Below are 26,789 nucleotides of genomic sequence, written 5' to 3' on the forward strand. Positions count from 1 at the left end.
CGGAGCAAAAAATGCAGTTCTCCAAAATGCACGGTCTCGGCAACGATTTTATGGTTGTGGATGCGGTGACACAAAACGTCTTCTTTTCGCCGGAACTGATCCGCCGGCTGGCCGATCGTCATCTGGGGATCGGTTTCGATCAGCTGCTGATTGTTGAACCGCCTTACGATCCCGATCTCGATTTTCACTATCGCATTTTCAACGCTGACGGCAGTGAAGTGGCCCAGTGCGGTAACGGTGCGCGCTGTTTTGCCCGCTTTGTTCAGCTGAAAGGGCTGACCAACAAAAGCGATATTCGGGTCAGTACCCAGAATGGCCGCATGGTCCTCACCGTGACGCCTGATGACCACGTGCGCGTGAACATGGGTGAGCCCAACTTTGAGCCTCAGCAGGTGCCGTTCCGCGCTAACAAAGCTGAAAATCTCTATCTGCTGCGCGTGGCCGAACAGACGGTGATGCTGGGTGCGGTGTCGATGGGGAATCCTCACTGCGTCATCCAGGTTGAAAGTGTTAAAACCGCGCAGGTTGAACTGCTTGGCCCGATTCTGGAGAGCCACGAGCGCTTCCCGGATCGCGTCAATGTCGGTTTTATGGAGATCATTAATCCCGAACATATCCGGCTGCGCGTCTACGAACGCGGAGCGGGTGAAACGCAGGCGTGCGGCAGCGGTGCCTGTGCTGCCGTTGCATGTGGCATTCAGCAGGGAATTCTGGCACCGAAAGTGCGTGTCGATCTGCCTGGCGGGACGCTGCATATCTCCTGGAAAGGCGCCGGTCAGCCGCTCTATATGACCGGGCCTGCGACACACGTCTACGATGGGTTTATTCATCTATGAAAAATATCGAAGAGCAGGCTGACAGTTCGGTTCTGCTGGACGATCAGGCCGTCAGTGATTATCTGCGGCAGAATCCCGATTTCTTCATCCGTAATGCCCGTGAAGTTGAACAGATGGCGGTGCCGCATCCGGTGCGCGGCAGCGTGTCACTGGTCGAGTGGCATATGGCCCGGCAACGCAACCACATTCAGCGGCTGGAAGAAGAGATCACACTGCTGATGGAGCAGGCCAGCGCGAACCATGAGCTGTTTGACCGTCTGCTGTCGCTGGAAAGTCATCTGGCCGCGGCTGATTCGCTGCAGGATATGCTCAACCGTCTGCATCGCTGGGCGCGTGAGCTGGGCCTGGCGGGTGCCAATGTGCGGCTGTTCAGCGACAAATGGCTGCTGGGTGCCCCCTCCGATTTCTTCCAGCTGAGCCTGTCGCGTCAGGCGTTTGAGCCGCTGCGTATTCAGCGTTTCGGCAACCAGCACCACTATCTCGGTAATATCAATGGGCCGGAACTGCTGCTGCTGCTGCCACAGGCCAAAGCAATTGGCTCGGTTGCGATGTCGCTGATGGGCGAAGAGGGCGATCTCGGCGTGCTGGTGTTCAGCAGCCGTGACAGCCAGCACTATCAGTCGGGCATGGGGACGTTGCTGTTGCAGCACCTGTCACAGATGATGCCTGGCCTGCTTTCCCGCTGGGTGGAGCGCGCATGAGCAGCGGACTGCAGGAGGCCGTCGACGGATTTCTGCGCTACCTGAAAGTGGAGCGCCAGCTGAGTCCGTTAACCCAGAGCAGCTATGCGCGCCAGCTTGCCGCGCTGGTGGCAATTGCGGATGAGATGAAGCTCGGCAGCTGGGCACAGCTGGAACCGGCGCAGGTGCGTAGCATGGCGGCACGCAGCCGTCGCGCCGGACTCTCAGCCAGCAGCCTTGCGCTGCGCCTCTCCGCCCTGCGCAGTTTTCTCGACTGGCAGGTAAGCCAGGGTTTGCTCTCCGCTAATCCGGCCAAAGGGGTGATGACGCCGCGTAAAGCGCGCCATCTGCCTAAGAATATCGATGTGGATGAAGTGAATCAGCTGCTGGAGATCGACCTTAACGATCCGCTGGCGGTGCGCGATCGCGCGATGCTGGAAGTGATGTATGGCGGCGGGCTGCGTCTCTCCGAGCTGGTGAATATGGATTGCCGCCACGTCGACCTCGATTCCGGCGAAGTGTGGGTCGTGGGCAAGGGCAGCAAAGAGCGCCGGGTGCCGATTGGCCGCACGGCGGTCACCTGGATCCAGCACTGGCTGCCGCTGCGTGAAACCTTCGGCGGCCAGGATGATGCGCTGTTCCTGTCGACGCGCGGCAACCGCATCTCCCCTCGTAACGTGCAGAAACGCTTTGCCGAATGGGGCGTCAGACAGGGTGTGGCGAGCCATATCCATCCGCATAAGCTGCGGCACTCTTTTGCCACGCATCTGCTGGAATCCAGCGGCGACCTGCGCGCCGTACAGGAGTTGCTGGGGCATGCGAACCTCTCGACGACCCAGATCTATACCCATCTCGACTTCCAGCATCTGGCTTCGGTGTATGACGCTGCGCATCCCCGCGCCAAACGAGGAAAGAACGAATGAAGTTTTATCGTCCGCTGTCGGCCATTAAAGCCATGACTTTCGATCTTGATGACACGCTCTACGATAACTATCCGGTGATCCGTCGCACCACGCTGGAGTCTCACGCCGCTTTGCAGGCTTTTCATCCGGCGCTGCGTGACTTCACGCCGCAGGATTATCAGCAACTGCGCGATGAATTGCTGCAGCGCGAGCCTGAAATCTATCATGACGTTTCAGAGTGGCGACGCCGTTCGGTAGAGCTGGCGATGCTCAATATCGGCCTCTCTGCTGCGGAAGCGACCGCGGGTGCGGCAGACGTGATGGCGGTGTTCCATCAGTGGCGGAGTCAGGTCGAGATGCCGGATGAGACGCATCAGACGCTGAAAGCGCTGGCGGAAAAAATCCCGCTGGTGGCGGTCACCAACGGCAACGCCAGCCCGGAAAAAATGGGCATTGCTGAATACTTTCAGTTCACGCTGCGGGCCGGACCTGACGGGCGCGCCAAGCCGTGGCAGGATATGTATCAGCTTGCCGCGCAACGCCTTGATATCGCGCCACAACACATTCTGCATGTGGGCGACGACCTGACTACCGATGTCGCCGGCTCACTGCGCTGCGGCATGCAGGCCTGCTGGATTAACCTGCGACAGGGTAACCTGATGCATATCCCGGATGCGCGCCTGTTGCCGCATGTCGAAATTTCGCGGTTGGCATCACTCACCTCACTGCTATAATGGCTGTAAATTTATCCAGTCGTCTCCTCTTCTCTGCTTTGCCGCCGTCCCTTATCCGGCATCTGTGTCGCCGCCTGATTGGCCGCGACACTGCCTTGCGGCAGGCGGAATAAACAACGCGACGACGACGCTTTTTCTCTGGTAAACGGTGCTTATGGACGTTTCTGAACTGCTCGATGGTTTGAATGACAATCAGCGCGCGGCCGTTGCGGCTCCGCGCAGTAACCTGCTGGTGCTGGCAGGCGCGGGCAGTGGTAAAACGCGGGTGCTGGTGCATCGCATTGCGTGGCTGATGTCAGTAGAGAACTGCTCACCCTATTCGATTATGGCGGTGACCTTTACCAATAAAGCAGCCGCCGAGATGCGTCACCGTATCGAGCATCTGATCGGCACCAGCCAGGGCGGAATGTGGATCGGGACTTTCCACGGTCTGGCGCACCGTTTACTGCGCGCCCACCATCTTGACGCCGGTCTGCCGCAGGATTTTCAGATCCTCGACAGCGAAGACCAGCTGCGTCTGCTCAAGCGCCTGATCAAATCCATGAACCTTGATGACAAGCAGTGGCCTGCACGTCAGGGCATGTGGTACATCAACGGCAAAAAAGATGAAGGCCTGCGGCCAAAGCACATTGAAAGCTATGGCAATCCGATTGAGCAGACCTGGCTGCGCATCTATCAGGCCTATCAGGAAGCCTGTGACCGTGCGGGTTTAGTCGACTTTGCCGAGCTGCTGCTGCGCGCCCATGAACTCTGGCTCAACAAGCCGCACATCCTCAATCACTACCGCGAACGCTTTACCAACGTGCTGGTGGATGAGTTTCAGGATACCAACAATATTCAGTATGCCTGGATTCGGATGCTGGCGGGCGACAGCGGCCGGGTGATCATCGTAGGCGATGATGACCAGTCGATCTACGGCTGGCGCGGCGCACAGGTCGAGAATATTCAGCGCTTCCTGCAGGATTTCCCTGGTGCAGAAACGATCCGTCTGGAGCAGAACTACCGCTCAACCAATAACATCCTGAAAGCGGCCAACGCCCTGATCGCCAATAACAATGGCCGTCTGGGTAAAGAGCTCTGGACCGAAGGCAGCGATGGCGAACCGATCTCTATCTACTGCGCCTTTAATGAGCTGGATGAAGCGCGCTTTGTGGTGAACCGCATCAAGGTCTGGATGGAGAACGGCGGTGCGCTCAACGACTGCGCCATTCTCTATCGCAGCAACGCCCAGTCGCGCGTGCTGGAAGAGGCGCTGCTGCAGAGCAGTATGCCGTACCGTATTTATGGCGGCATGCGCTTCTTCGAACGTCAGGAGATCAAAGATGCGCTCTCCTATCTGCGTCTGATGGCGAACCGCAATGACGACGCCGCCTTTGAGCGCGTAGTGAATACTCCGACGCGCGGCGTGGGCGATCGTACGCTCGACGTGGTGCGTCAGACGGCGCGTGAACGTCAGATGACGCTGTGGCAGGCCACGCGCGAACTGCTGCAAAGTCGCGCACTGGCTGGCCGCGCCGCGTCTGCGCTGCAACGCTTCTGTGAGCTGGTCGATTCACTGGCCACCGAAACTGCCGATTTACCGCTGCATGTTCAGACCGACCGGGTTATCAAAGACTCCGGCCTGTGGCTGATGTATGAGCAGGAAAAAGGCGAAAAGGGTCAGGCGCGTATCGAAAACCTTGAGGAGCTGGTGACGGCAACGCGTCAGTTCAGCTATCAGGATGAAGATGAAGATCTGATGCCGCTGCAGGCCTTCTTATCCCATGCGGCGCTGGAAGCGGGCGAAGGTCAGGCAGACAAATGGCAGGATGCGGTTCAGCTGATGACGCTGCACTCGGCCAAAGGGCTGGAGTTCAGTCAGGTCTTTATCGTCGGTATGGAAGAGGGGATGTTCCCGAGCCAGATGTCGCTGGATGAAGGTGGACGGCTGGAAGAGGAGCGTCGTCTGGCGTACGTCGGTGTGACCCGCGCGATGCTCAAGCTGACGCTGACCTACGCTGAAACCCGCCGACTCTATGGTAAGGAAGTGTATCACCGGCCTTCCCGTTTTATCGGCGAACTGCCCGAGACCTGCATTGAAGAAGTGCGTCTGCGCGCCAGCGTCAGCCGTCCGGTCAACCATCAGCGGATGGGTGCGCCGGTGACCAAAAATGACAGTGGATTCGCGCTGGGCCAGCGTGTTCATCACGCAAAATTTGGCGAAGGCACCATCATAAATCTGGAAGGCAGCGGCGAACACAGCCGCCTGCAGGTGGCGTTTCAGGGGCAGGGAATCAAGTGGCTGGTGGCGGCTTACGCGAAGCTGGAAACGCTTTAGCGTGCGGTTGACGGCTTTTTCGTCTCAGCGTAACATGCGCCCACTATTATCATGAGAGGACAATGCCTTGGACACGCCCAGTCGATGCTGGCTCAATGACCTGGATACCAGGCATAACATCTAAGGCTACCTCTTTACGCGGGTAGCCTTAGCGGTTATCAGCGACCTCCCTTTTTGATTCCGTCGCGCGAGTCAGCACTGATTTATCTCTGAAACTCTGTTTCCGTGTTCAGGCCGCACGTTCCATGTTGAGGAACTGCGGACCGCCTTGTCCCATTTAGTCTGCAATGGGGAGTATTGCTATGCTGAGCGCATTTAAACTGGATCACAGCCGCCTGACGCGACTGGAGCTGGAAGACGAAAACGACAAACTGACCACCTCCGTCTGGGTCGATCTGATCGAGCCGGAAGAGGGCGAACGTGACCGGGTGCAGACCGAGCTGGGCCAGAGCCTGGCAACACGGCCAGAGCTGGAAGATATCGAGGCCTCGGCACGCTTCTTCGAAGATGAAGATGGTCTGCATATCCACTCCTTCTTCTTCTATGAAGATGCTGACGATCACGCCGGTAACTCCACCGTGGCATTCACCATTCGTGAAGGCCGCCTCTACACGCTGCGTGAACGTGAGCTGCCCGCTTTCCGCCTCTATCGCATGCGTGCCCGTAACCAGACCCTGATCGACGGCAACGCCTTTGAGCTGCTGCTGGACCTGTTTGAAACCAAAATCGAACAGCTGGCGGATGAAATCGAGAACATCTACAGCGCGCTGGAGAAACTCAGCCGGGTGATCATGGAAGGTCAGCAGGGCGAAGAGTACGATCAGGCGCTGTCACGCTTAGCGGAACTGGAAGATATCGGCTGGAAGGTGCGTCTCTGCCTGATGGATACTCAGCGCGCCCTGAACTTCCTGGTGCGTAAAGCGCGCTTACCGGGTAATCAGCTGGAGCAGGCGCGGGAAATTCTGCGCGATATCGAATCGCTGCTGCCACATAACGAATCGCTGTTCCAGAAGGTCAACTTCCTGATGCAGGCGGCGATGGGCTTTATCAATATCGAACAGAACCGCATCATCAAGATCTTCTCGGTGGTCTCGGTAGTGTTTCTGCCGCCGACGCTGGTCGCTTCCAGCTACGGGATGAACTTCGAGTTTATGCCGGAACTGAAGTGGAGCTTCGGTTATCCCGCGGCTATCGGCCTGATGATTCTGGCCGGACTGGCGCCGTATCTCTACTTCAAACGTAAAAACTGGCTTTAGAAAAGCAACGGGCCATCTGAGATGGCCCGTTCTGCTGGCTCCCGTCCCGATTTCTGCGTACTCTGACCCTCCTGTTTTTACAAAAAATTAACTTCTTATGGACGCTTTTTCGTTACGCACGCAGTGGACGCTGCTGCTGCTGATTTCCGTATTGCTAGGTGCGGTGCTGCACTATTTTCACGTGCCTGCCGCGCTGCTACTGGGACCGATGATAGTGGGTGTGGTGATGGGCCTGTCGGGTGCCACACTGCGGATTGATAAACGATTCTTCCTGCTTGCCCAGGCGGTGCTGGGTTGCATGATTGCCCAGAGCCTCTCGCCTTCGATTCTGACACCGCTGATTCAGGACTGGCCGATCGTGCTGGCGGTGCTGCTGCTGACGCTGGCGGCCAGCGGCCTGTCCGGTTTTCTGCTGGTGCGCTTCAGTCATCTGCCTGGCCCGACCGGCGCATGGGGCTCGTCACCGGGCGGTGCTTCGGCAATGGTAGCGATGGCGGGGGACTTCGGCGCTGATGTACGGCTGGTGGCGTTTATGCAGTATCTGCGGGTGCTGTTTGTCGCCTCGGCCGCCGCGCTGGTCGCGCGTATCGGGCTGGGCGATGAAGCGCACAGCATCTCGCTGCTCTGGTTTCCCGCGCTGAATTATGGCTTTGCCATTACGCTGGTGGTGATGCTGACGGGCGCGTGGCTGGGCACACGACTGCGCATTCCCTCTGGCGCATTACTGCTGCCCGCGCTGGCGGGTGCGGTACTGAACAGCAGCGAAATCGCAGTGCTACAGGTGCCGGAATGGCTGCTGGCCGTAGCCTATGCGCTGATTGGCTGGAGCGTGGGTTTACGTTTTACCCGCCCGATTTTTCTGCTGGCACTGCGCACGCTGCCGCAGATGCTGGCGTCAATCTTCGGGCTGATGCTGTTATGTGGCGGGCTGGCGTGGATACTGACGCGCATGCTGGATATCGATCTGATGACGGCCTATCTCGCCACCAGTCCAGGCGGGCTGGACACGGTGGCGATTATTGCTGCGGGAACTCAGGTCAACATGGCATTTGTGATGGCGATGCAGACGTTGCGCCTGTTCACTATTCTGCTGACCGGCCCGGCTTTAGCGCGCTTTATTTCACGCTATGCGCGCGCGGGAACGGAATGAAAACACCACCGCATCGCAGACAAACACCAGCAGCGCCAGCCAGATGAAGCCAAAGGTCACCATCTTGTCTGGTGTGATGGTTTCGCCATAAAACACCACCGCCAGCACAAACATCAGCGTCGGGCCGAGGTACTGAAAGAAACCGACCGTTGAGAGGCGCAGCCGGCTGCAGGCCGCCGCAAACAGCATCAGTGGAATGGTGGTCACAATGCCGGCCGCGATCAGCTTCAGGTTAAGACTTAGCGGGTTAGCGGACAGATGACTGGTGGCGCTGTCGGCAAAGCCAAACAGATAAATGGCTGCCAGCGGAAACAGCCACAGGGTCTCAATCAGCATGCCGCTCTGCGCATCGACCTGAATCTTTTTGCGCATCAGACCATAAACGGCAAAGCTCAGGGCCAGCCCCAGCGCGATAACCGGCAACGATCCAAACTGCCACAGTTGCACCAGCACGCCAATGGTTGCCAGCAGCACGGCCAGCCATTGCAGACGACGAAAACGTTCGCGCAAAAACAGCATGCCGAACACCACGTTGATCAGCGGGTTAATAAAGTAGCCCAGGCTGGCTTCCAGCATATGCTGATTGTTGACCGCCCAGATAAACAGCAGCCAGTTGCTGCCGACAGTCACGGCCGTCAGCGCCAGCAACAGCACTTTTTTGGGCTGGCGCAATACGCTGCGAACGCCGGGCCAGCTGCGGCTCAGGGTAATCAGCAACAGCATAAAGAGTGCCGACCAGATCACCCGGTGCGTCATGATTTCTGTGGCGGGAACCTGTTTGACCAGCTTGAAATAGGCGGGCGCAATGCCCCAGATAAAGTAGGCGCCCAGTGCAAAGCCAACGCCCTGGCGGGTTTGTTGCGTATCCATATGCGATCCATTCAGTGGCGTGGTTAGCCGATAAGATAGGTGGCGGTAGCCGTGGCGATATAATCGCCCTGTTGATTGTGCAGTTCCACGCGCGCCACGGCGACTTTGTTGCCAGCGCGCAGCAGGCTGCTGGTGGCGGTGAAGCGCTCGCCGCGTCCGGGACGCAGATAGTCAACGCGCATGTCGATGGTGCCCATGCGTGACAGACGCTGACGCAGATCCGCTTCGCTGATGCTCTCCTGACGGGTTAACGCATTGCTGACGCAGACCATGCCCGCGGCCACATCGAGGACGGACGCGATAACACCACCGTGCAGAATCTGCTGCGCCTGATTGCCCACCAGCATGGATTTATTATTGAAGCTGATTTCAGCGTAGTCTGCGTCAAGACGCATCAGCTCCAGGCCTAACGCCTGATTAAACGGCATGTGATAAACAAAAATTTCGCCGACCAGCTGGCGAGCGTCCTGCGGTGTCAGCACGGGTGATGACATGATGATGTGTCCTGAAAAAATCGGGCCAGAGGGGCGCGGAACATGAATGAGTTGTGTATTCTATGCCGCCTGCGAGGGTGTTTCCAGTTTAAGAAATCAGCACTCATGCTCACTGCCATTTGCGTGTAGAATGGCCTGCTTTTTACAACACCCTTTCAGTTATTCTGATACGCAGCTGCTCACCGGAGAATTTTATGCGTAAGCATCGCGCCTTGCTGGCGGCAATGTTGATATTTCCTGCGCTGGCGCAGGCGGATGAAGCCCGGATTAAAGAGGTTCATGACGCGCCACAGGTTCAGGGTAGCATTATTGCTAACCTGCTGGAGAAGCACGACAACCCGTTTGTTCTCTATCCTTACGAGAACAACTATCTGCTCTACACCTATACCAGCGACCTCAATAAAGAGGCGATCTCATCCTATAACTGGGGAGAAAATGCCCGTAAAGATGAAGTGAAATTCCAGCTCAGTCTGGCATTTCCGTTATGGCGCGGTATTCTGGGCGACAACTCGGTGCTGGCAGCCTCTTATACCCAGCGTTCCTGGTGGCAGCTGTCGAATAGTGCTGAGTCATCACCTTTCCGTGAGACCAACTATGAGCCGCAGATTTTTCTCGGCTGGGCGACCGACTACTCGCTGGGTGGCTGGACGCTGCGTGATGTCGAACTGGGTCTGAATCACCAATCTAACGGACGAAGTGACCCGACCTCACGCAGCTGGAACCGTGTCTATGCGCGTCTGATGGCGGAGAACGGTAACTTCCTGGCGGAAATCAAACCCTGGTATCGCATCCCTGAAGGGGCGAGCAGCGATGATAATCCCGACATCACCAAATATATGGGTTACTACCGCACCCGGCTGGGCTATAAGCTCGGCGACAGTATCTTCAGCGTAGAGGGCAACTATAACTGGAACAGCGGTTATGGCGGCGCGACAATGGGCTGGAGCTACCCTATCAGCGAGCACGTCCGCTTCTATACTCAGGTGTTTAGCGGCTACGGTGAATCACTGATCGATTACAACCATCGCCAGACGCGTCTGGGTGTGGGTGTAACGCTTAACGACTTGTTCTAATCCCTAACGTAAGACAGGAATCGCGTGGCAACCTCGGCAGTTCTTAATCAGGAAGCGCTGGCTCAGCAGGTATTGCAGGATACCTTCGGCTACCAGCAGTTTCGTCCCGGTCAGCAGACGATCATTAATCAGGCGCTGAGCGGACGCGACTGTCTGGTGGTGATGCCCACCGGCGGCGGTAAATCGCTCTGTTATCAGATCCCGGCGCTGGTGCGCGAAGGGCTGACACTGGTGGTGTCGCCGCTGATCTCACTGATGAAAGATCAGGTCGATCAGCTGCTGGCGAACGGCGTGGCGGCAGCCTATCTCAATTCCACCATGACGCGCGATCAGCAGCAGACGGTGATGGCTGACTGCCGTACCGGCCGGGTTAAGCTGCTCTACATCGCCCCAGAACGCCTGATGATGGATAATTTCCTGGAAAGTCTGGCGCACTGGCAACCGGCGATGCTGGCGGTAGATGAGGCGCACTGTATTTCACAGTGGGGCCACGATTTCCGTCCGGAATATGGTGCACTCGGGAAGATGCGTCAGCGCTTCCCGGAATTACCGGTCATGGCATTGACGGCGACTGCGGACGAAACCACCCGCAACGACATCGTTAACCTGCTGCACATGCAGGATCCGCTGATTCAGATCAGCAGCTTTGACCGCCCCAATATTCGCTACACGCTGGTGGAAAAATTCAAACCCACCGATCAGCTGCTGCGCTACGTTCAGGATCAGCGCGGCAAATGCGGCATTATCTACTGCAATAGCCGGGCGAAGGTGGAAGACACCGCCGCGCGGCTGCAAAGCCGGGGTTTCAGCGTCGGGGCGTATCATGCCGGCATCGACAGCGAACAGCGTGCCCGCGTGCAGGAAGCGTTCCAGCGTGACGATCTGCAAATCGTAGTGGCGACCGTGGCTTTTGGCATGGGTATCAACAAGCCCAACGTCCGTTTTGTGGTCCACTTCGATATTCCGCGCAACATCGAGTCCTACTATCAGGAAACCGGACGAGCCGGACGTGATGGTCTGCCCGCCGAAGCGATGATGCTCTACGATCCGGCCGATATGGCCTGGCTGCGTAAATGCCTGGAAGAGAAAGTGCCGGGGCCCTTGCAGGATATTGAACGCCACAAGCTCAACGCCATGGGCGCGTTTGCTGAAGCACAGACCTGCCGCCGCCTGGTGCTGCTGAATTATTTTGGCGAGGGTCGCCAGCAGCCGTGCGACAACTGTGATATCTGCCTTGATCCGCCGAAACGGTATGACGGCCTGGTTGAAGCGCAAAAAGCGCTCTCCGGCATCTATCGCGTCGGCCAGCGGTTCGGCATGGGCTATATCGTTGAGGTCCTGCGCGGGTCCAACAACCAGCGCATCCGTGAACAGGGTCATGACAAACTGCCGGTTTATGGACTGGGCAAAGATCAGAGCCACGAACACTGGGTCAGCGTGTTACGTCAGTTAATCCATCTGGGGCTGGTGACGCAGAACATTGCTATGCACTCGGCATTACAACTCACCGAAGCAGCGCGGCCGGTGCTGCGCGGTGAAGTGCCACTGATGCTGGCGGTGCCGCGTTTAATCACCGCGAAAACAAAGAGCAGCGGTCCGGCGAAGTTTCACGGTGGTAACTACGATCGCAAACTGTTCGCTAAGCTGCGTAAGCTGCGAAAAGCGATCGCCGACGAAGAGAATATTCCGCCTTACGTGGTGTTCAATGACGCCACGCTGATAGAGATGGCAGAACAGATGCCGGTCAGCGCGTCCGAGATGCTTAGCGTCAACGGCGTGGGGCACCGCAAACTGGAGCGCTTTGGCAAACCCTTCCTGGTGATGATCAAAGAGCATCTTGATGATGAAGAGTAAAGGACACTAATCATGCTGATGTTATTCGCAACCGTGGCGCTGGTACATCTGGTGGCGCTGATGAGCCCCGGCCCTGATTTCTTTTTCGTATCGCAAACCGCCGCCAGCCGCTCGCGTAAAGAGGCGATGATGGGGGTACTGGGTATTACGCTGGGTATCGTTGTCTGGGCGGGCGTGGCGCTGATGGGCCTGCATCTGATCCTGGAAAAAATGGCGTGGCTGCATCAGATTATTATGGTCGGCGGTGGCCTCTATCTGCTCTGGATGGGCTGGCAGCTGATGCGCTCGGCGCGTCAGCGTCATAAGCAGCCGCAGCAGGATGAGCCGGTGGTAGAGCTGCCGAAACGCGGCATGAGCTTTCTCAAGGGCCTGCTGACCAACCTGTCGAATCCTAAAGCGATTATTTACTTCGGCAGCGTATTCTCGCTATTCGTCGGTGACGATGTCGGTTCAGCAGAGCGCTGGGGTCTGTTCCTGCTGATTGTTGGTGAAACCTTTGCGTGGTTTACGCTGGTGGCGGCTATCTTTGCGCTGCCGTGGATCCGCGCGAAGTATCAGCGGCTGGCGAAGTGGGTAGATGGTATGGCTGGCGTTCTGTTCGCCGGTTTTGGTATCCACCTGATTATTTCGCGTTAAGCCCTAATGCCGGAGAGCGTGCTGCGCATCCGGCAGTCATTTCACCTCCTGTTGCCTCTTTCTGAACTTCACCTGGGTGATGGCTATCACAATCCAGGCCTGCTGACGTCTTTCTGCTGTCATCGCTGACAAAAAGTCACCCTTCGTTAATTAATGAAACCATCACCTCCGGTATGGTCGTATCGACGGACTCTTTTTCATGGAGAGGATGATGCGAGTAAAACCCCTTTTACTATTGTTTATCGCGGCCTTTATCAGCGCCTGCGCTTCCCCTGATGCTGCCCATAATCGCGTCTCTGAAACGGCAGAAGTAGATAGCGTGTCGGCTATCCTGTCGCAGGCACGCCCGGCGTCAGAGCAGCCGCAGGGCGAAAGGATTAGCCAAATCTCTGCCGCGTTTCTCGGTACGCCTTATCAGGCGCATACGTTAACTGGTTCGATCAATACGCCGGAAGCGCTGGTGATCAATTTCAACGGAGTGGATTGTTTCACGCTGCTTGATTATGTCCAGGCGCTGAGCCGCAGCCATGACCGCGCCAGCTTTGAGGCTAGCCTGATTCGGACCCGCTACGCTGGCGGTGAGGTCAGCTTTCTGAAGCGCCGCCACTTCTTTTCCGACTGGTTCGCTGAGAACCCGCGCAATGCCGATGATGTCACCGGCACCCTCAGCCCGGATGCGGTGACGGTAGTGAAGCAGCTCAATCATCAGGCTCGTGGAAAAGAACAGGTGCCCGGTCTGGGTATCATTCCTCGCCGCATCACCTACATTCCGGCCCGGGCGATCACACCAAAGGTGCTGGCGCAGATCCAGACTGGCGATTACATCGGGGTTTACACCCCCGCGCAGGGGCTGGATGTCACGCATGCCGGAATTGCCGTCCGACATGATGGCCGGTTGTGGTTCAGGAACGCCTCATCACTGGCCGTTAATCGCAGGGTTGTCGATACGCCGTTCAGGGAATATATGCGGTCGAAGCCTGGCATGATTGTGTTGCGTGCGGTGCCACTGACTGCACCGTAGCAGCGGTAAGGAAGAAATTGCGCGCCGGATTCGGCGCGTCAGGTCTTAAGCGATTTTTCTGGCGCTGGCCAGCAGTGCGCCCACCGCCATAAACAGCCCACCGAAAATACGGTTCATCAACTTCATCTGTTTTGGCCCTTTAATCCAGCCAGCAATGCGCGTTGCCAGCGTGGCGTAGCCAATCATCACGATGATATCGACCACCACGGTGGTCACGCCCAGCACCAGATACTGCATAAACAGCGGCTGATGCGGCTGGATAAACTGCGGGAACAGCGCCGCCAGAAAAACGATACTTTTCGGGTTGGTGAGATTAACCAGCACGGCACGTTTGAACAGGCGACGACGCGGCATCGCTCTGGAGACCGCATCCAGATCGATGCCGCCTGCTGAGCGCCACTGCTGAATACCCAGCCAGACCAGATAGGCTGCACCGGCCCATTTCAGAATTTCAAACGCCAGCAGCGACTGCGAAAACAGCGCGCCCAGACCGATACCGACCAGCACGATGTGCAACGCCAGGCCGACCTGCAGACCAGAGATAGAGGCCACCGTGCCGCGATAGCCGTGGCTGATACCGGTACTCATGGTATTGATTGCGCCGGAACCGGGTGACAGGCTGAGAATTGTGGTAGTAAGCAGGTAGGTCAGCCACCATTCGATGGTCATGGGTCAGGCTCTCTTTAGTCGCGGATTTGTGACACAATACGCCAGAAATAAGCGCGGCGCTACGGCCTGCGCAGGGCGTTCAGGACTCTGTATCCGGTCATCAGGAGGGCGAATGAATCAACACAAAGCCAGCTGGCTGCGACGGGAAAAAGCCTTTGCTGCCTTCGCCACCGGGCCGCTGCTCGATTTCTGGCACCGTCGGGAGGAGCTTGAGTTTACCGGCGTCGGCAATCTGACGCTGCGTTATGTTCGCTTCACATCGCCGCAACACAAGCGTGTGATCCTGATTGTGCCGGGACGCATCGAGAGTTACATAAAATATCCTGAGCTGGCGTACGATCTGTTTCACTGCGGATTTGATGTGGTGATCCTGGACCATCGCGGTCAGGGGCGTTCCGATCGCCTGCTGGAAGATTCACACCGCGGTCACGTGGCAGAATTCACGCATTACGTTGACGATCTTGAAACGCTCTATCTGAAAGAGATCGTCAGCGGCCATTACCAGCAGCGCTATGCGCTGGCTCACTCAATGGGTGGCGCAATTTTAACGCTGTTTCTGGCGCGTCAGCCGCAGGCGTTTCATGCGGTCGCGCTGGTGGCACCGATGTTTGGCATCGCCTTACCGTTGCCCTCTTTTCTGGCTCATCGTATCCTGGACTGGGCGGAGAAACGTCCAGCCTTACGCGATGGCTATGCGCTCGGCACCGGACGCTGGCGCGCGCATCCGTTTGGCATTAACCGGCTGACCCATAGCGCCGAGCGTTACCGGCGTAACCTGCGTTTTTATGCGGACGATCCGGCGATTCGTGTGGGCGGACCGACCTACCATTGGGTACGCGAAGGCATCCATGCGGGGCGCAACATCATCAGTCAGGTGGATAAGATCACTACGCCGCTGCTGCTGTTACAGGCCAGCGACGATCGGGTGGTCGACAATCGTTCGCAGGACCTGTTTTGTGCCGCGATGGCGGCGGCGGGTCATCCGTGTGAAGGTAATCAGCCACGGGTGATCGATGGCGCGCGTCACGAGATCCTGTTTGAAAAAGATGAGATGCGTGCCGAAGCACTCAATGCAGTGGTCGACTTTTTTTCATCGCACCACTGACGTTATTTATCCGACCGGTAAAAACCGGCAGAACCAGATACCCGAGGTTTTCATGTATCACATCGTTGCATCCGATCTGGATGGCACGCTGCTTTCTCCCGAACATCGCCTGACCCCTTTTGCACGTGAAACGCTGCAGCAGCTGGTCGCTAAGAATATTCACTTTGTCTTCGCCACCGGCCGTCATCATATCGATGTCGGACAGATGCGCGACAGCCTGGCGATTCCGGCTTATATGATCACCTCGAACGGCGCGCGCGTGCACAACGCAGAGGGCGAGCTGGTGTTCAGTCATAATCTGGATGAGGATATCGCCAGCGACCTGTTTGGCCTGCAGTATCATCACAGCGATATTCTGACGCACGTTTACCGCGACGATGAGTGGTTTGTCAGCCGTTCAAGCCCGGCTGAGCAGGACTATTTCCGCGAGTCAGTGTTCAACTATCAGGTCTATGAGCCGGGCCTGCTGCCAACCAGCAACATCAGCAAGGTCTTTTTTACCTGCGAAAACCCTGAGCATCTGATCCCAATGGAGCAGGCGATTGAAGCGCGCTGGGGCGATCGGGTTAACGTCAGTTTCTCGCTGCCAACCTGCCTGGAAGTCATGGCGGGCGGCGTGTCGAAAGGACATGCGCTGGAAGCGGTCGCGAAAACGCTGGGTCACTCGCTGGAGAGCTGCATTGCCTTTGGCGACGGTATGAATGATGTGGAGATGCTGAGCATGGCGGGCAAGGGCTATATCATGCAGAACGCCCATCAGCGCTTAAAAGATACGCTGCCGGAGCTGGATGTGATTGGTTCGAATGCCGATGATGCGGTGCCGCAGACGCTGCGCACGCTCTATCTTGCTTAAACAGCCTGCGTTAAAAGGGCCGGATAAACGGCCCTTTTTATTGCCGTCAGGCCAGGGTCTTTTTGTGTTTGTGTTCGCTGACCATGGTCAGTAACAGCAGAATAACCGCCAGCACACAGCCCGCAATCATCACCATAAAGCCGCCGTCCCAGCCGAAGTAATCGACGGTGTAACCGACAATGGCGCTGGCCGCGACCGAGCCACCCAGGTAACCGAACAGGCCGGTAAAGCCCGCCGCCGTCCCAGCTGCTTTTTTCGGTGCCAGCTCCAGCGCATGCAGACCAATCAGCATCACCGGACCGTAGATCAGGAAGCCAATCACGATCATGCAGGCCATGTCGACGCCAGGATTGCCCGCCGGGTTGAGCCAGTAAATCACGGTCGCAATGGTCACCAGCGTCATAAAGAATACGCCGGTCGCACCGCGATTACCCCGGAACACTTTGTCCGACATCCAGCCACACAGCAGCGTTCCCGGAATCCCCGCGTATTCATAGAGGAAGTAGGCCCACGACGATTTATCCAGCGTGAAGTGTTTGACTTCGCGCAGATAGGTTGGTGACCAGTCGAGGATGCCGTAGCGCAGCAGATAGACAAAGACGTTGGCCAGCGCGATATACCACAGCAGCTTGTTCGGCAGCACATACTTCATGAAGATCTGTTTTGCCGTCAGCTCCTCTTCGTGGCTGGCATCATAGTCGGGCGGGTAGTCGTTTTTGTACTCTTCAATCGGCGGCAGGCCACAGGATTGCGGCGTGTCACGCATCAGTGCAAAGGCAATAATCGCAATGGCAATGGCACCAAACGCGGGCATATAGAGTGCCGCTTTCCAGTCGTTGAACCACGCCATGCCGAGCAGGAAGAGCAGTGGCGGAATACCACCGCCCACGTTATGCGCACAGTTCCAGACCGAAACGATCCTGCCGCGCTCCTTCTGCGACCACCAGTGAACCATGGTGCGCCCACAGGGTGGCCAGCCCATGCCCTGGAACCAGCCGCAGATAAACAGCAGTACGAACATCACCATGATGCTGGAGGTCGCCCAGGGGACGAATCCCATGATCAGCATCACTGCTGCGGCCAGAATCAGGCCAGCCGGTAAGAAGACGCGCGGGTTTGATCGATCAGAGACCGAGCCCATGATGAATTTTGAAAAGCCGTAGGCAATGGAGATGCCGGACAGGGCAAACCCGAGATCGCCACGTGAAAAACCCTGCTCGACCAGATAGGGCATGGCGAGTGCGAAGTTTTTTCTGACCAGGTAGTAGGCAGCATAACCAAAGAAGATCCCGATGAAAATTTGCCAGCGCAGACGACGGTAGAGCGGATCAACGTGATCCGCCGCCACCTGCGGCTGACGTGGTGCAGGTTTAAAAATGCTCAGCATCAGTGAGGCCCTCCAGGGCACATTATGGTTTTTCATTCCCGGCAGGTTGGAGCAGGAAAGTGCAGAACAAAATGGATGCAGAATGTTCCATTTCGCGCAAAGAATAGTGTTAGTTGCGCAACGTTACTGTGATGAATGACACATTTGTTACAGTTTTATTACAGTCAGGAGCGGAAGTGATCATCTGATGGATCATTTCGCGCATTTTATCTGGCTGAAAACCTATTATGTCGATTGATGTGTCAGGAAGTGTAAGCAGGCTATCCGGTCGGCTGTTTAATCGCCTGGATTATAATCAGATGTCAACCAGATTTCACAGCCTGACGGTGGCACATTGTTTACACTGTCGGCCTGTTAATTTCGGGGTCGTTGCCGTGTTTTTATTGATTATTACCACCATTCTGTGGGCCTTTTCGTTCAGCCTGATTGGCGAATACCTCGCCGGGCAGGTGGATAGCTGGTTCTCTGTGCTGATGCGGCTGGCGCTGGCTGCGCTGGTATTTTTGCCTTTCCTGCGCTGGCGGGGTTATCGCCCTTCGACGCTACTGCTGTATATGCTGGTGGGAATGCTGCAACTGGGCGTGATGTATCTGCTGAGCTTCGAAGCCTATCTCTACCTTAGCGTGTCAGAATTCCTGCTGTTTACGGTGATGACGCCGCTCTATGTGACGCTGATTTACGATCTGATCAGCCGTCGTCCGCTGCGCATCGGCTATATCTTCAGTGCGTTACTGGCGGTAGCGGGTGCGGCCATTATTCGCTATGACAAAGTCAGCGATCATTTCTGGTTTGGTCTGCTGTTAGTACAGCTGGCTAACATCTGCTTTGCGGCAGGCATGGTGGGCTATAAGCGTCTGCAGGAGACCCGACCCATGCCGCAGCACACGGCCTTCTCCTGGTTCTATCTGGGGGCGGTGTTGATTGCCGTCATCGCCTGGTGCGCCTGGGGCAACCCACAGAAGTTACCGACCACCTCATTGCAGTGGGGCATTCTGGTCTGGCTGGGCGTTGCGGCTTCCGGTCTCGGCTATTTTATGTGGAACTACGGTGCGACGCAGGTCGATGCCGGTACGCTGGGCATAATGAATAACATGCACGTGCCCGCCGGGCTGCTGGTGAATCTGGCTATCTGGCAGCAGAAACCGCACTGGCCGAGCTTTATTGCGGGCGCGCTGGTGATCTTCGCCTCGCTGTGGGTGCATAAGCGCTGGGTGGTGGGGCGCGGTGACCGGTCATAAGGTGAAAGGGGTGCGCTGCCACAGACCATAAACAGGCTTTGAAAAGTGGCTGTTGAATGGGTGCCGCCTCCCGGGCTGGGGCGTCCGATCGCGAAGCAATCTCACCTCCCTGTCGATCGGCCGGGCCATCCCTGGCCCGGACGCTTCGCTCTTCTGACGCGCCAGCCCATGAGGTGCGACAGCCTCATCGCTGTTAAATGCGTGGCTCAGCGCGAGCATGAAGGAGGGAATGGCGGGCTGAGAAGTAAAGCGTCCGCCGCATGGCTGGCCCGGTGCTGCTCTTGTCAAAGCCCTGATGAAGCGGGAGGGAAGGGGTAGCGCAGCTGAGGAGCAAAGCGTCCGAGCCAGGGATGGCGAGGCCGTACTGCATGGATGCAGGCTTTCTTTGCGATCAGATGCGCCACCTCTGACCACGCTGGGGTCAGAAGCGATCAGAAATTAAGCTGGCTTCTCACTCTTAGGGCGCTGAATCATCGCCAGCCCTTTCAGGAAGTTACGCAGAATCTGATCGCCGCACTCGCGGTAATTTTTATGATCGGGCTTGCGGAAAATCGCGCCGACTTCCGCCTGCGAAACGGTAAAGTTCACGCGTTTGAGCACGTCAGGGATATCGGTGGTTTTTAAATCGAAAGCGATACGCAGTTTTTTCATGAAGATGTTGTTCGTCATCTTGCGTTCAATCGACGGTGCAGGCGCATCTTCACTCTTGCCGCGACGGTAAAAGATCAGGCCATTCAGGAAATAACCCATCAGCACATCGGGGCAGGGACGGAACGCCGCATCGTCATCTTTTTTCAGCCACGCCTGAATATCTGTCTGCGGCACGTCACATTCTGCCAGCGCAAAAATCTCCACCATTTTGGCATCGCTCAGGTTGAGCATGTAGCGCACGCTGCGCAGAATATCGTTGTTAGTCATGGTGAGATCTTCTCATGGTCAGTCGACAGGCTGCGCATTATAGGGGATTTTGCCCGCGTTCGCGCAGGTTTGTGCTGGCCGGATTACCGTTGCAACACCGTACCGGGCAGCGCGGCATCGCGCACAAAAGGCAGATGCTCACAGGCGTGCTGACGGGCAAAACGGATAAACGCCTCCAGCACCGGCTGACGCTGCTCACCTTCACGCACGGCGGCATAAAGACGGCTCCACAGACCCTCACCCAGCGTGCGCGTGACGACCAGACCCTGCTTCTCAAAACTCTCCACCACCCAGTGCGGCAGTGCGGCAATCCCCATCCGTGCCGACACCATCTGAATCATCAGCAGGGTGTTATCCACACTTTTCAGGGCCGGACTGACGCCAGCGGGCTGCAGGAAGTGACGCCAGATATCCAGACGCTGACGCTGCACCGGATAGATCATCAGCACTTCATCGGCTAAATCTTCTGGCGAAATCTGCTCAACCTGCGCCAGCGGATGATCCGTCGCCAGCACCAGCCGCACTTCATAATCAAACATCGGCGAGTAGAACAGGCCCGAGCGCGCCAGGATATCGGAGGTCAGCACCACATCCAGCTCACCCTGTTGCAGGGCGGGCTGGGGATCAAAGGTCACACCCGATTTAAAATCCATCACCACCTGCGGCCAGCTCTGCCGGAATTTATCCAGCGCGGGCGTCAGCCACTGAATGCAGCTGTGACACTCAATCGCTACCCGCAGCGTGGTCTGATGCGGCTCATGGCAGGCCTGCAACGCCTGCTGAATCTGCGGTAGCACCTGTTCCGCCAGCTGCAGCAGAATATCGCCCTGCGGCGTAAAGCGCAGTGGCTGACTTTTACGCACGAACAGGCGGAATCCCAGCCGCTGCTCCAGATCGCTGAACTGGTGAGACAACGCCGATTGCGTCTGATGAAGCTGGGCCGCCGCCGCCGCCAGCGATCCGGTATTGCGCAGAGCCTGAAGCGTCCGCAGGTGCTTGAGTTCGATCATGAGAGTCCTTCACATCGAAAATGAACATATTGCGCTTGAGCAACATACAGTACCCGCAGAGTATAGCAGTGTAAACATCTGGACGGCTAAACATCTTTGGCTGCCCATTTAAGCCAAAGTGAAAGATTATCTGGAGAACAGCATATGACTATCCTGAACCATACCCTCGGCTTTCCCCGAATTGGCCTGCGCCGTGAACTGAAAAAAGCTCTGGAGAGTTACTGGGCGGGCGACAGCACGCAGCAGGCTTTACTGGCAACGGGCCGAGAGCTGCGCGCCCGACACTGGCAACAACAGAAAGAGGCGGGGGTCGATCTGCTGCCAGTCGGCGATTTCGCCTGGTATGATCATGTGCTGACCACCAGCCTGATGCTGGGCAACGTGCCCGCGCGTCATCAGAACAAAGAAGGGACCGTTGATCTCGACACGCTGTTTCGTCTGGGGCGCGGTCGTGCGCCGACTGGCGAGCCTGCGGCGGCGGCAGAAATGACGAAATGGTTTAACACCAACTATCACTACATGGTGCCGGAATTTACTCAGGACCAGACCTTTAAACTGACCTGGACTCAGCTACTGGATGAAGTGGATGAGGCGCTGGCGCTGGGCCACAACATCAAACCGGTGCTGCTGGGACCGGTGACGTATCTGTGGCTGGGTAAAGTTAAAGGTGAGCCGTTTGAACGTCTGTCGCTGCTGGAAAGGATTCTGCCAGTCTACCGGCAGGTGCTGGCAGAACTGGCGAAGCGCGGCATCGAATGGGTTCAGATCGATGAACCCGCCCTGGCGCTGGAGCTGCCGCAGACGTGGCGCGATGCGTTTAAACCGGCGTATGACGCCCTGCAGGGGCACAGTAAGCTGCTGCTGACCACCTATTTTGACAGCATCGGCCAGAACCTTGATGTCATTCGTAAGCTGCCGGTGCAAGGCCTGCATGTCGATCTGGTCCATGGCCACGATGATATTGAGCAACTGAATCAGCAACTGCCCGCCAGCTGGCTGCTGTCGCTGGGCGTGATTAACGGTCGTAACGTCTGGCGAGCCTATCTGAGCCGCTGGTTCAGCCGTCTGCAACCGCTGATCACTCAGCGTGAACAGGTATGGATTGGCTCTTCCTGCTCTCTGCTGCACAGTCCGATCGATCTGAGTGTGGAGACCCGGCTGGATGATGAGGTCAAAAGCTGGTTCGCCTTTGCGCTGCAGAAATGTGCTGAGCTTTCACTGCTGAGTCAGGCACTGAATAACAATGATGCGACGCTGCTGGACGCCTGGAGCGCACCGGTACGTGCCCGTGCTCACTCCCACCGCGTGCATAATGCGGCGGTGGGACAGCGGCTGCAGGCCATTACGCCGCAGCACAGTGAACGCCAGAACGCCTACCCGGTGCGGGCAGCGCTGCAGCGTCAGCGTTTCAATCTGCCCGCGTGGCCCACTACCACCATCGGCTCATTTCCGCAGACCACTGAAATTCGCGGCCTGCGCCTCGACTTTAAACAGGGCCGTCTCGACAGCAATCATTACCGCACCGGCATCGCGGAGCACATCAGACAGGCGATTACCGAACAGGAGCGGCTGGGACTGGATGTGCTGGTACACGGTGAAGCGGAACGTAACGACATGGTTGAGTACTTCGGCGAGCATCTGGAGGGATTTGTCTTTACCCAGAATGGCTGGGTGCAGAGCTACGGTTCCCGCTGTGTGAAACCGCCTGTGATCATCGGCGATGTCAGTCGCCCAGAGGCGATTACCGTTGAGTGGGCGAAGTATGCGCTGTCGCTGACCGACAAGCCGGTAAAAGGAATGCTGACCGGCCCGGTGACGATTCTGTGCTGGTCATTCCCGCGTGAAGATGTATCACGGGAAACCATCGCGAAGCAGATCGCGCTGGCGCTGCGTGATGAGGTGGAAGATCTGGAGAAAGCAGGCATTGGTATTATTCAGATCGATGAACCTGCCCTGCGTGAAGGTCTGCCACTGCATCAGTCTGAGTGGGCGGACTATCTGAAATGGGCGGTGGAGGCGTTCCGGCTGAATGCGGCGGTGGCGCGGGATGAAACCCAGATTCATACGCATATGTGTTACTGCGAGTTTAACGACATCATGGACGCCATCGCGGCGCTGGATGCGGATGTGATCACGATTGAAACCTCACGGTCTGACATGGACTTACTGGAGTCGTTCGAACACTTCGACTACCCGAATGAAATCGGCCCCGGCGTCTATGACATTCACTCGCCTAATGTTCCCAGCGTGGCGTGGATAGAGGCACTGTTGCTGAAGGCGGCGAAACGGATTCCGGAAGCGCGGTTGTGGGTGAACCCGGACTGCGGTCTGAAAACGCGTGGCTGGACGGAGACGCGTCAGGCGCTGGCGAATATGGTGACGGCGGCAAAGAAACTGCGTGGTGAGACGGCGTAGGAAAGGGACCGGGTGGCAAAAACAGGGGCGCAGAAGCGCCCCTTGTTCATTTATTTTGCTGCAACGCCATACTGCCTGAACCAGGCCAGCATCCGCTGCCAGCCATCATTGGCTGATTCAGCATTGTAGCTCGGGCGGTAGTCAGCATTAAACGCATGTCCCGCCTCGGGATAGACGATGATCTCGGCGGTCGCATTAGCGGCATGCAGCGCCTGACGCATCTGCTCGACGCTCTCCAATGGAATACCGTCATCCTGACCACCATACAAACCTAAAACCGGCGCACTCAAATCGACCGCAACATCAATTGGATGCTTCTGTTGCTTCAGCGTGCGCTCACCGATTAATCGTCCATACCAGGCAACCGCGGCGCGTAGCTGTGGGTTATGCGCGGCGTAGAGCCAGGTAATGCGGCCACCCCAGCAAAAACCGGTGATGCCCATGCGACGGATATCACCGCCGTTACGTGCTGCCCAGTTAGCGGCATGATCGAGATCGGCCAGCACCTGCGTATCCGGCACTTTGCTGACCAGTTCGCTGAACAGGGTCGGGATATCGTTATACTCAGTCGGGTCGCCTTCGCGGAAATAGAGCTCAGGTGCAATCGCCAGATAGCCTTCCAGTGCCAGACGACGGCAGATGTCCCGGATGTGTTCATGGACGCCAAAGATCTCCTGCACTACCAGCACCACAGGCAATGGGCCTTCCGCTGAGTGCGGTTTTGCAAAAAACGCTGGCATGTTTTCGCCCTGGCTGGGCACTGAGGTTTCACCTGAGTGAATTGCCGGGCTTTCGGTAATAATGGTGGTAGAGGCGGTGGGCTGCACGGCAGGGGCAAAGCCGCCCGTCGCCGGTTTTTGTGCCATAGTGTCACTGGGTTTCATTATTCTCTCCGTGCAAGCATTTGCGCAATCACGTAACTATAGCCTGGCCGTAAAGCGTCTGCGTCCAGGTGTCGGGTAACAGAATCAGCAACGAATAAAATCATCCACCTCTTTAACACTGCGCCGACCCTGACACAGCCTCGCTAAGGGCTATCCGGAAGAATAAGACGTAATTGTGTGATTAAAATCACATTTAATCTTCCGTGAAATGTAACTTTCATTTTCTTAAGTGAATGTTGTCACATATTTATCGGGCGTGCTGGCGTAGAGTGACGCGCTACCTTCCCTTAACAGGAGTCTGAAAATGACACAGTCTGACGTTTTCCATCTTGGCCTGACAAAAGCCGATCTGCAGGGCGCGACCCTGGCGATTGTGCCGGGCGACCCGGAGCGTGTGAAGAAAATTGCCGGATTGATGGAAGATGCCACGCATCTCGCCTCACACCGTGAATTTACCTCCTGGCTGGCAAAACTTGATGGTAAGCCGGTCGTGGTCTGCTCAACGGGCATCGGCGGTCCTTCTACATCGATTGCGGTCGAAGAGCTGGCGCAGCTTGGCGTGCGTACCTTCCTGCGTGTCGGTACCACAGGTGCTATCCAGCCACACATCAACGTCGGCGATGTGCTGGTGACCACCGCGTCCGTTCGCCTGGACGGAGCAAGCCTGCATTTTGCCCCGATGGAATTCCCGGCTGTCGCTGACTTCGCCTGCACCACCGCACTGGTTGCCGCCGCTGAAGCCTGTGGCGCGAAAACCCACATTGGCATCACCGCCTCTTCTGACACCTTCTATCCGGGCCAGGAGCGCTACGACACCGTTTCAGGCCGCGTCGTCAGTCGCTTCAAAGGATCGATGAAAGAGTGGCAGGAGATGGGCGTTCTCAACTATGAGATGGAATCTGCAACGCTGTTAACCATGTGTGCCAGCCAGGGTCTGCGGGCCGGCATGGTCGCGGGCGTGATTGTGAACCGTACTCAGAAAGAGATTCCGGATGCGGTCACCATGAAGCAGACAGAAAGTGACGCAGTGAAGATTGTGGTCGAAGCGGCGCGTCGTTTATTATAACGCCTGCGTCTGGCAGCAGGTTTTTTGTCCAGACTCAAAACCTGTTGCCGGTAGTTAACGGCGCGTAACATCAGTGAAATCTGAGAGTTTTTATGCGCAATACGATTCCTGTCCGACGTCCTGTCCCTGGTGCTAATCCTGCGGCAATCAATGCCCGGCTGGAACGCAGTGCCGAACGTTTTCGCGCTGCCATGCAGCAGGGTGACCACGCGCTGGCTGCCCGGTGCTGCGAAGAAGTCTTGCGCTCAATGCCCAATCAGATGCAGGTGCTGAGCGACTACGCGCTCTGCCTGCTGCGTCTGGGTCAGTACAATAAATCGTACAAAATCTACCAGAAGATTTATCAGTCACCGCCCGCGGTGCAGGCCACGGCCTCTGAAACCTGGCTGGATGGCTTAACCGAAGTGTGCGGCTGGCTGGGCAAAAAGGAAGAGGTGGCACGTTTCGGTCTGGCGTCGCTGATGCGCTCTGATGCGCGTTTCAGTCAGGGACAACGTGCCGCGTTTCCTGCTTCGCAACCTGAGCCTGTCGATCTCAGCCAGCCACATCAGAATGTCATCGCTTTCTGCCTGTATGGCGATCAGCCACGCTATTGCGAAACGCTGATTAAAAACGTTGAGGTGGCGCCTGAGTTCTATCCCGGCTGGGTTTGCCGCATCTACCTTGATGACAGCGTGCCGCAGCATGTCTGGCAGCGCCTGAACCAGCCACACGTCCAGCTGGTCGATATGTCTCACGAGAAAACGCTGTTTCCGACCCTGTGGCGTTTTCTGGTGCTCGATGATCCGACGGTGAAGCGCTTTATCGTGCGCGATGCCGACTCGCTGCTTTCGGAGCGCGAAGCGGCGGCGGTTAACGCCTGGCTGGCGTCGCCTTACTGGTTCCACCATATGCGCGACTACTTCTCTCATACCGAACTGCTGCTGGCGGGAATGTGGGGCGGCTGTCACGGCGTCTTTCACAACGTGGAGCAGGCGATGCGTGATTTCATTGCCCGGTATCAGGGCAGTCAGCGCTTCACCGATCAATATTTCCTCAAAGTGGCGTTATGGCCGACAGTGCGTGAAAACCTCCTGAGCCATGATGAGCTGTTCAGTTTTCACCAGGCCCAGCCGTGGCCTGATCATGCGCCCGTGCGCTGGCAGACGCCGCATTTCCACGTTGGCAGCAATGCCGGCTTTGCCAGTATGACCGGTAAATCCAGCGCCACTGAGGGCAGCAGACAGCGCGTTGCGATCACCTCCGGCGAGACAACCTGGCATTATCTGGCGCAGGTCAAAAACGGCGAGTGGCTATTACCGATGCCATTCTTCCTGATTGATGAGTGGCAGGCTGGAAAGCTGACGGTAGCGGCCCTGTAAGGCGCTGAATGCCGGTAAATTTATCTGGACATTCATACAGTGCGACTCTACCTTTTTCCT

Annotated in this window: 25 protein-coding genes; 18 read left to right on the forward strand and 7 right to left on the reverse strand. The window is 57.0% G+C overall.

From position 1 onward, the window contains the following. Window positions 1-11: 11 nt before the first annotated feature. The 8 genes from dapF (at window position 12) to IBT54_RS12815 (ending at window position 7,875) form a co-directional block, all read left to right on the forward strand. Window positions 12-836, forward strand: a complete 825-nt coding sequence (gene dapF, locus IBT54_RS12785) for a diaminopimelate epimerase (protein WP_033734938.1) — start codon at window positions 12-14, stop codon at window positions 834-836. Further along, complete coding sequence (locus IBT54_RS12790) at window positions 833-1,537, forward strand: DUF484 domain-containing protein (protein WP_013359688.1); 705 nt, start codon at window positions 833-835, stop codon at window positions 1,535-1,537. Before dapF ends, IBT54_RS12790 begins: the two co-directional genes overlap by 4 nt. Continuing rightward, window positions 1,534-2,439, forward strand: a complete 906-nt coding sequence (gene xerC / locus IBT54_RS12795) for a tyrosine recombinase XerC (RefSeq protein ID WP_013359689.1) — start codon at window positions 1,534-1,536, stop codon at window positions 2,437-2,439. The genes IBT54_RS12790 and xerC overlap by 4 nt, the downstream gene beginning before the upstream one ends. Then, window positions 2,436-3,152 carry a 5-amino-6-(5-phospho-D-ribitylamino)uracil phosphatase YigB gene (gene yigB, locus IBT54_RS12800; RefSeq protein ID WP_013359690.1) on the forward strand — a complete coding sequence of 239 codons (717 nt, stop codon included), beginning with the start codon at window positions 2,436-2,438 and terminating at the stop codon, window positions 3,150-3,152. The genes xerC and yigB overlap by 4 nt, the downstream gene beginning before the upstream one ends. Before the next feature lie 154 nt (window positions 3,153-3,306). Beyond that, the gene (gene uvrD, locus IBT54_RS12805; RefSeq protein ID WP_013359691.1) at window positions 3,307-5,469 is read left to right on the forward strand and encodes a DNA helicase II; all 2,163 of its coding nucleotides are present in this window, start codon (window positions 3,307-3,309) and stop codon (window positions 5,467-5,469) included. A gap of 67 nt (window positions 5,470-5,536) precedes the next feature. Next, window positions 5,537-5,593, forward strand: a complete 57-nt coding sequence (gene ysgD, locus IBT54_RS25465; protein ID WP_350769477.1) for a YsgD/CorL family protein — start codon at window positions 5,537-5,539, stop codon at window positions 5,591-5,593. A gap of 178 nt (window positions 5,594-5,771) precedes the next feature. Beyond that, window positions 5,772-6,725 carry a magnesium/cobalt transporter CorA gene (corA, locus tag IBT54_RS12810; protein ID WP_013359692.1) on the forward strand — a complete coding sequence of 318 codons (954 nt, stop codon included), beginning with the start codon at window positions 5,772-5,774 and terminating at the stop codon, window positions 6,723-6,725. A gap of 97 nt (window positions 6,726-6,822) precedes the next feature. After that, window positions 6,823-7,875, forward strand: a complete 1,053-nt coding sequence (locus tag IBT54_RS12815) for an AbrB family transcriptional regulator (protein ID WP_201252255.1) — start codon at window positions 6,823-6,825, stop codon at window positions 7,873-7,875. Here the strand turns inward: IBT54_RS12815 and rarD are convergent. Together rarD and IBT54_RS12825 are read right to left on the reverse strand one after the other, a co-directional pair. After that, window positions 7,846-8,745, reverse strand: a complete 900-nt coding sequence (gene rarD / locus IBT54_RS12820; protein ID WP_201252256.1) for an EamA family transporter RarD — start codon at window positions 8,743-8,745, stop codon at window positions 7,846-7,848. The genes IBT54_RS12815 and rarD overlap by 30 nt on opposite strands. Before the next feature lie 23 nt (window positions 8,746-8,768). After that, on the reverse strand, window positions 8,769-9,239 hold the full coding sequence (locus tag IBT54_RS12825; RefSeq protein ID WP_033734820.1) for a thioesterase family protein: 471 nt from the start codon (window positions 9,237-9,239) through the stop codon (window positions 8,769-8,771). Between the two features lie 194 nt (window positions 9,240-9,433). Between IBT54_RS12825 and pldA the strand changes: the two genes are divergently transcribed. From pldA to IBT54_RS12845, 4 genes are all read left to right on the forward strand, one after another. Further along, window positions 9,434-10,312, forward strand: a complete 879-nt coding sequence (pldA, locus tag IBT54_RS12830) for a phospholipase A (protein ID WP_110331160.1) — start codon at window positions 9,434-9,436, stop codon at window positions 10,310-10,312. Window positions 10,313-10,336: 24 nt separating this feature from the next. Continuing rightward, the gene (gene recQ / locus IBT54_RS12835) at window positions 10,337-12,166 is read left to right on the forward strand and encodes an ATP-dependent DNA helicase RecQ (RefSeq protein ID WP_033784428.1); all 1,830 of its coding nucleotides are present in this window, start codon (window positions 10,337-10,339) and stop codon (window positions 12,164-12,166) included. A 12-nt stretch (window positions 12,167-12,178) separates the two neighbouring features. Beyond that, window positions 12,179-12,802: a threonine export protein RhtC gene (gene rhtC, locus IBT54_RS12840; RefSeq protein ID WP_033734822.1), complete on the forward strand. Its 624-nt coding sequence runs from the start codon at window positions 12,179-12,181 to the stop codon at window positions 12,800-12,802. Window positions 12,803-13,013: 211 nt separating this feature from the next. Continuing rightward, a complete protein-coding gene (locus IBT54_RS12845) occupies window positions 13,014-13,823 on the forward strand; it encodes a DUF1460 domain-containing protein (protein ID WP_201252257.1) in 810 nt (269 codons plus the stop codon). Window positions 13,824-13,868: 45 nt separating this feature from the next. On the opposite strand, the gene rhtB is transcribed toward IBT54_RS12845, so the two are convergent. Then, the gene (rhtB, locus tag IBT54_RS12850) at window positions 13,869-14,492 is read right to left on the reverse strand and encodes a homoserine/homoserine lactone efflux protein (RefSeq protein ID WP_195857486.1); all 624 of its coding nucleotides are present in this window, start codon (window positions 14,490-14,492) and stop codon (window positions 13,869-13,871) included. Between the two features lie 112 nt (window positions 14,493-14,604). Between rhtB and pldB the strand changes: the two genes are divergently transcribed. Together pldB and yigL are read left to right on the forward strand one after the other, a co-directional pair. Continuing rightward, the gene (gene pldB / locus IBT54_RS12855) at window positions 14,605-15,597 is read left to right on the forward strand and encodes a lysophospholipase L2 (protein ID WP_033784430.1); all 993 of its coding nucleotides are present in this window, start codon (window positions 14,605-14,607) and stop codon (window positions 15,595-15,597) included. Window positions 15,598-15,649: 52 nt separating this feature from the next. Next, window positions 15,650-16,450, forward strand: a complete 801-nt coding sequence (yigL, locus tag IBT54_RS12860; protein WP_013359702.1) for a sugar/pyridoxal phosphate phosphatase YigL — start codon at window positions 15,650-15,652, stop codon at window positions 16,448-16,450. 46 nt (window positions 16,451-16,496) lie between these two features. Here the strand turns inward: yigL and glpT are convergent, their stop codons facing one another. Further along, the gene (gene glpT / locus IBT54_RS12865) at window positions 16,497-17,837 is read right to left on the reverse strand and encodes a glycerol-3-phosphate transporter (protein WP_033734825.1); all 1,341 of its coding nucleotides are present in this window, start codon (window positions 17,835-17,837) and stop codon (window positions 16,497-16,499) included. 374 nt (window positions 17,838-18,211) lie between these two features. Here glpT and IBT54_RS12870 point away from each other — a divergent pair, with 374 nt between their 5' ends. Beyond that, window positions 18,212-19,075 (forward strand): carboxylate/amino acid/amine transporter, encoded by an 864-nt coding sequence (locus IBT54_RS12870; protein ID WP_041457286.1) that lies wholly within the window; start codon window positions 18,212-18,214, stop codon window positions 19,073-19,075. Between the two features lie 438 nt (window positions 19,076-19,513). Here the strand turns inward: IBT54_RS12870 and IBT54_RS12875 are convergent, their stop codons facing one another. Both IBT54_RS12875 and metR read right to left on the reverse strand, forming a co-directional pair. Beyond that, entirely contained in the window at window positions 19,514-19,993 is a 480-nt protein-coding gene (locus IBT54_RS12875; RefSeq protein ID WP_013359705.1) for a DUF1456 family protein, read from the reverse strand. Between the two features lie 83 nt (window positions 19,994-20,076). Further along, window positions 20,077-21,003: an HTH-type transcriptional regulator MetR gene (gene metR / locus IBT54_RS12880; protein ID WP_013359706.1), complete on the reverse strand. Its 927-nt coding sequence runs from the start codon at window positions 21,001-21,003 to the stop codon at window positions 20,077-20,079. Between the two features lie 144 nt (window positions 21,004-21,147). Between metR and metE the strand changes: the two genes are divergently transcribed. Beyond that, entirely contained in the window at window positions 21,148-23,418 is a 2,271-nt protein-coding gene (gene metE, locus IBT54_RS12885) for a 5-methyltetrahydropteroyltriglutamate--homocysteine S-methyltransferase (protein WP_201252258.1), read from the forward strand. A gap of 50 nt (window positions 23,419-23,468) precedes the next feature. On the opposite strand, the gene IBT54_RS12890 is transcribed toward metE, so the two are convergent. Next, a complete protein-coding gene (locus IBT54_RS12890; RefSeq protein WP_201252259.1) occupies window positions 23,469-24,302 on the reverse strand; it encodes a dienelactone hydrolase family protein in 834 nt (277 codons plus the stop codon). Window positions 24,303-24,606: 304 nt separating this feature from the next. Here IBT54_RS12890 and udp point away from each other — a divergent pair, with 304 nt between their 5' ends. Together udp and IBT54_RS12900 are read left to right on the forward strand one after the other, a co-directional pair. Next, window positions 24,607-25,368: a uridine phosphorylase gene (gene udp / locus IBT54_RS12895; RefSeq protein ID WP_033734831.1), complete on the forward strand. Its 762-nt coding sequence runs from the start codon at window positions 24,607-24,609 to the stop codon at window positions 25,366-25,368. A 92-nt stretch (window positions 25,369-25,460) separates the two neighbouring features. Continuing rightward, the gene (locus tag IBT54_RS12900; RefSeq protein WP_201252260.1) at window positions 25,461-26,729 is read left to right on the forward strand and encodes a tetratricopeptide repeat protein; all 1,269 of its coding nucleotides are present in this window, start codon (window positions 25,461-25,463) and stop codon (window positions 26,727-26,729) included. The last annotated feature ends 60 nt before the right edge of the window (window positions 26,730-26,789 follow it).

This window comes from Pantoea sp. S62 (assembly GCF_016658625.1).
Taxonomy (GTDB): Bacteria; Pseudomonadota; Gammaproteobacteria; order Enterobacterales; family Enterobacteriaceae; genus Pantoea; species Pantoea vagans.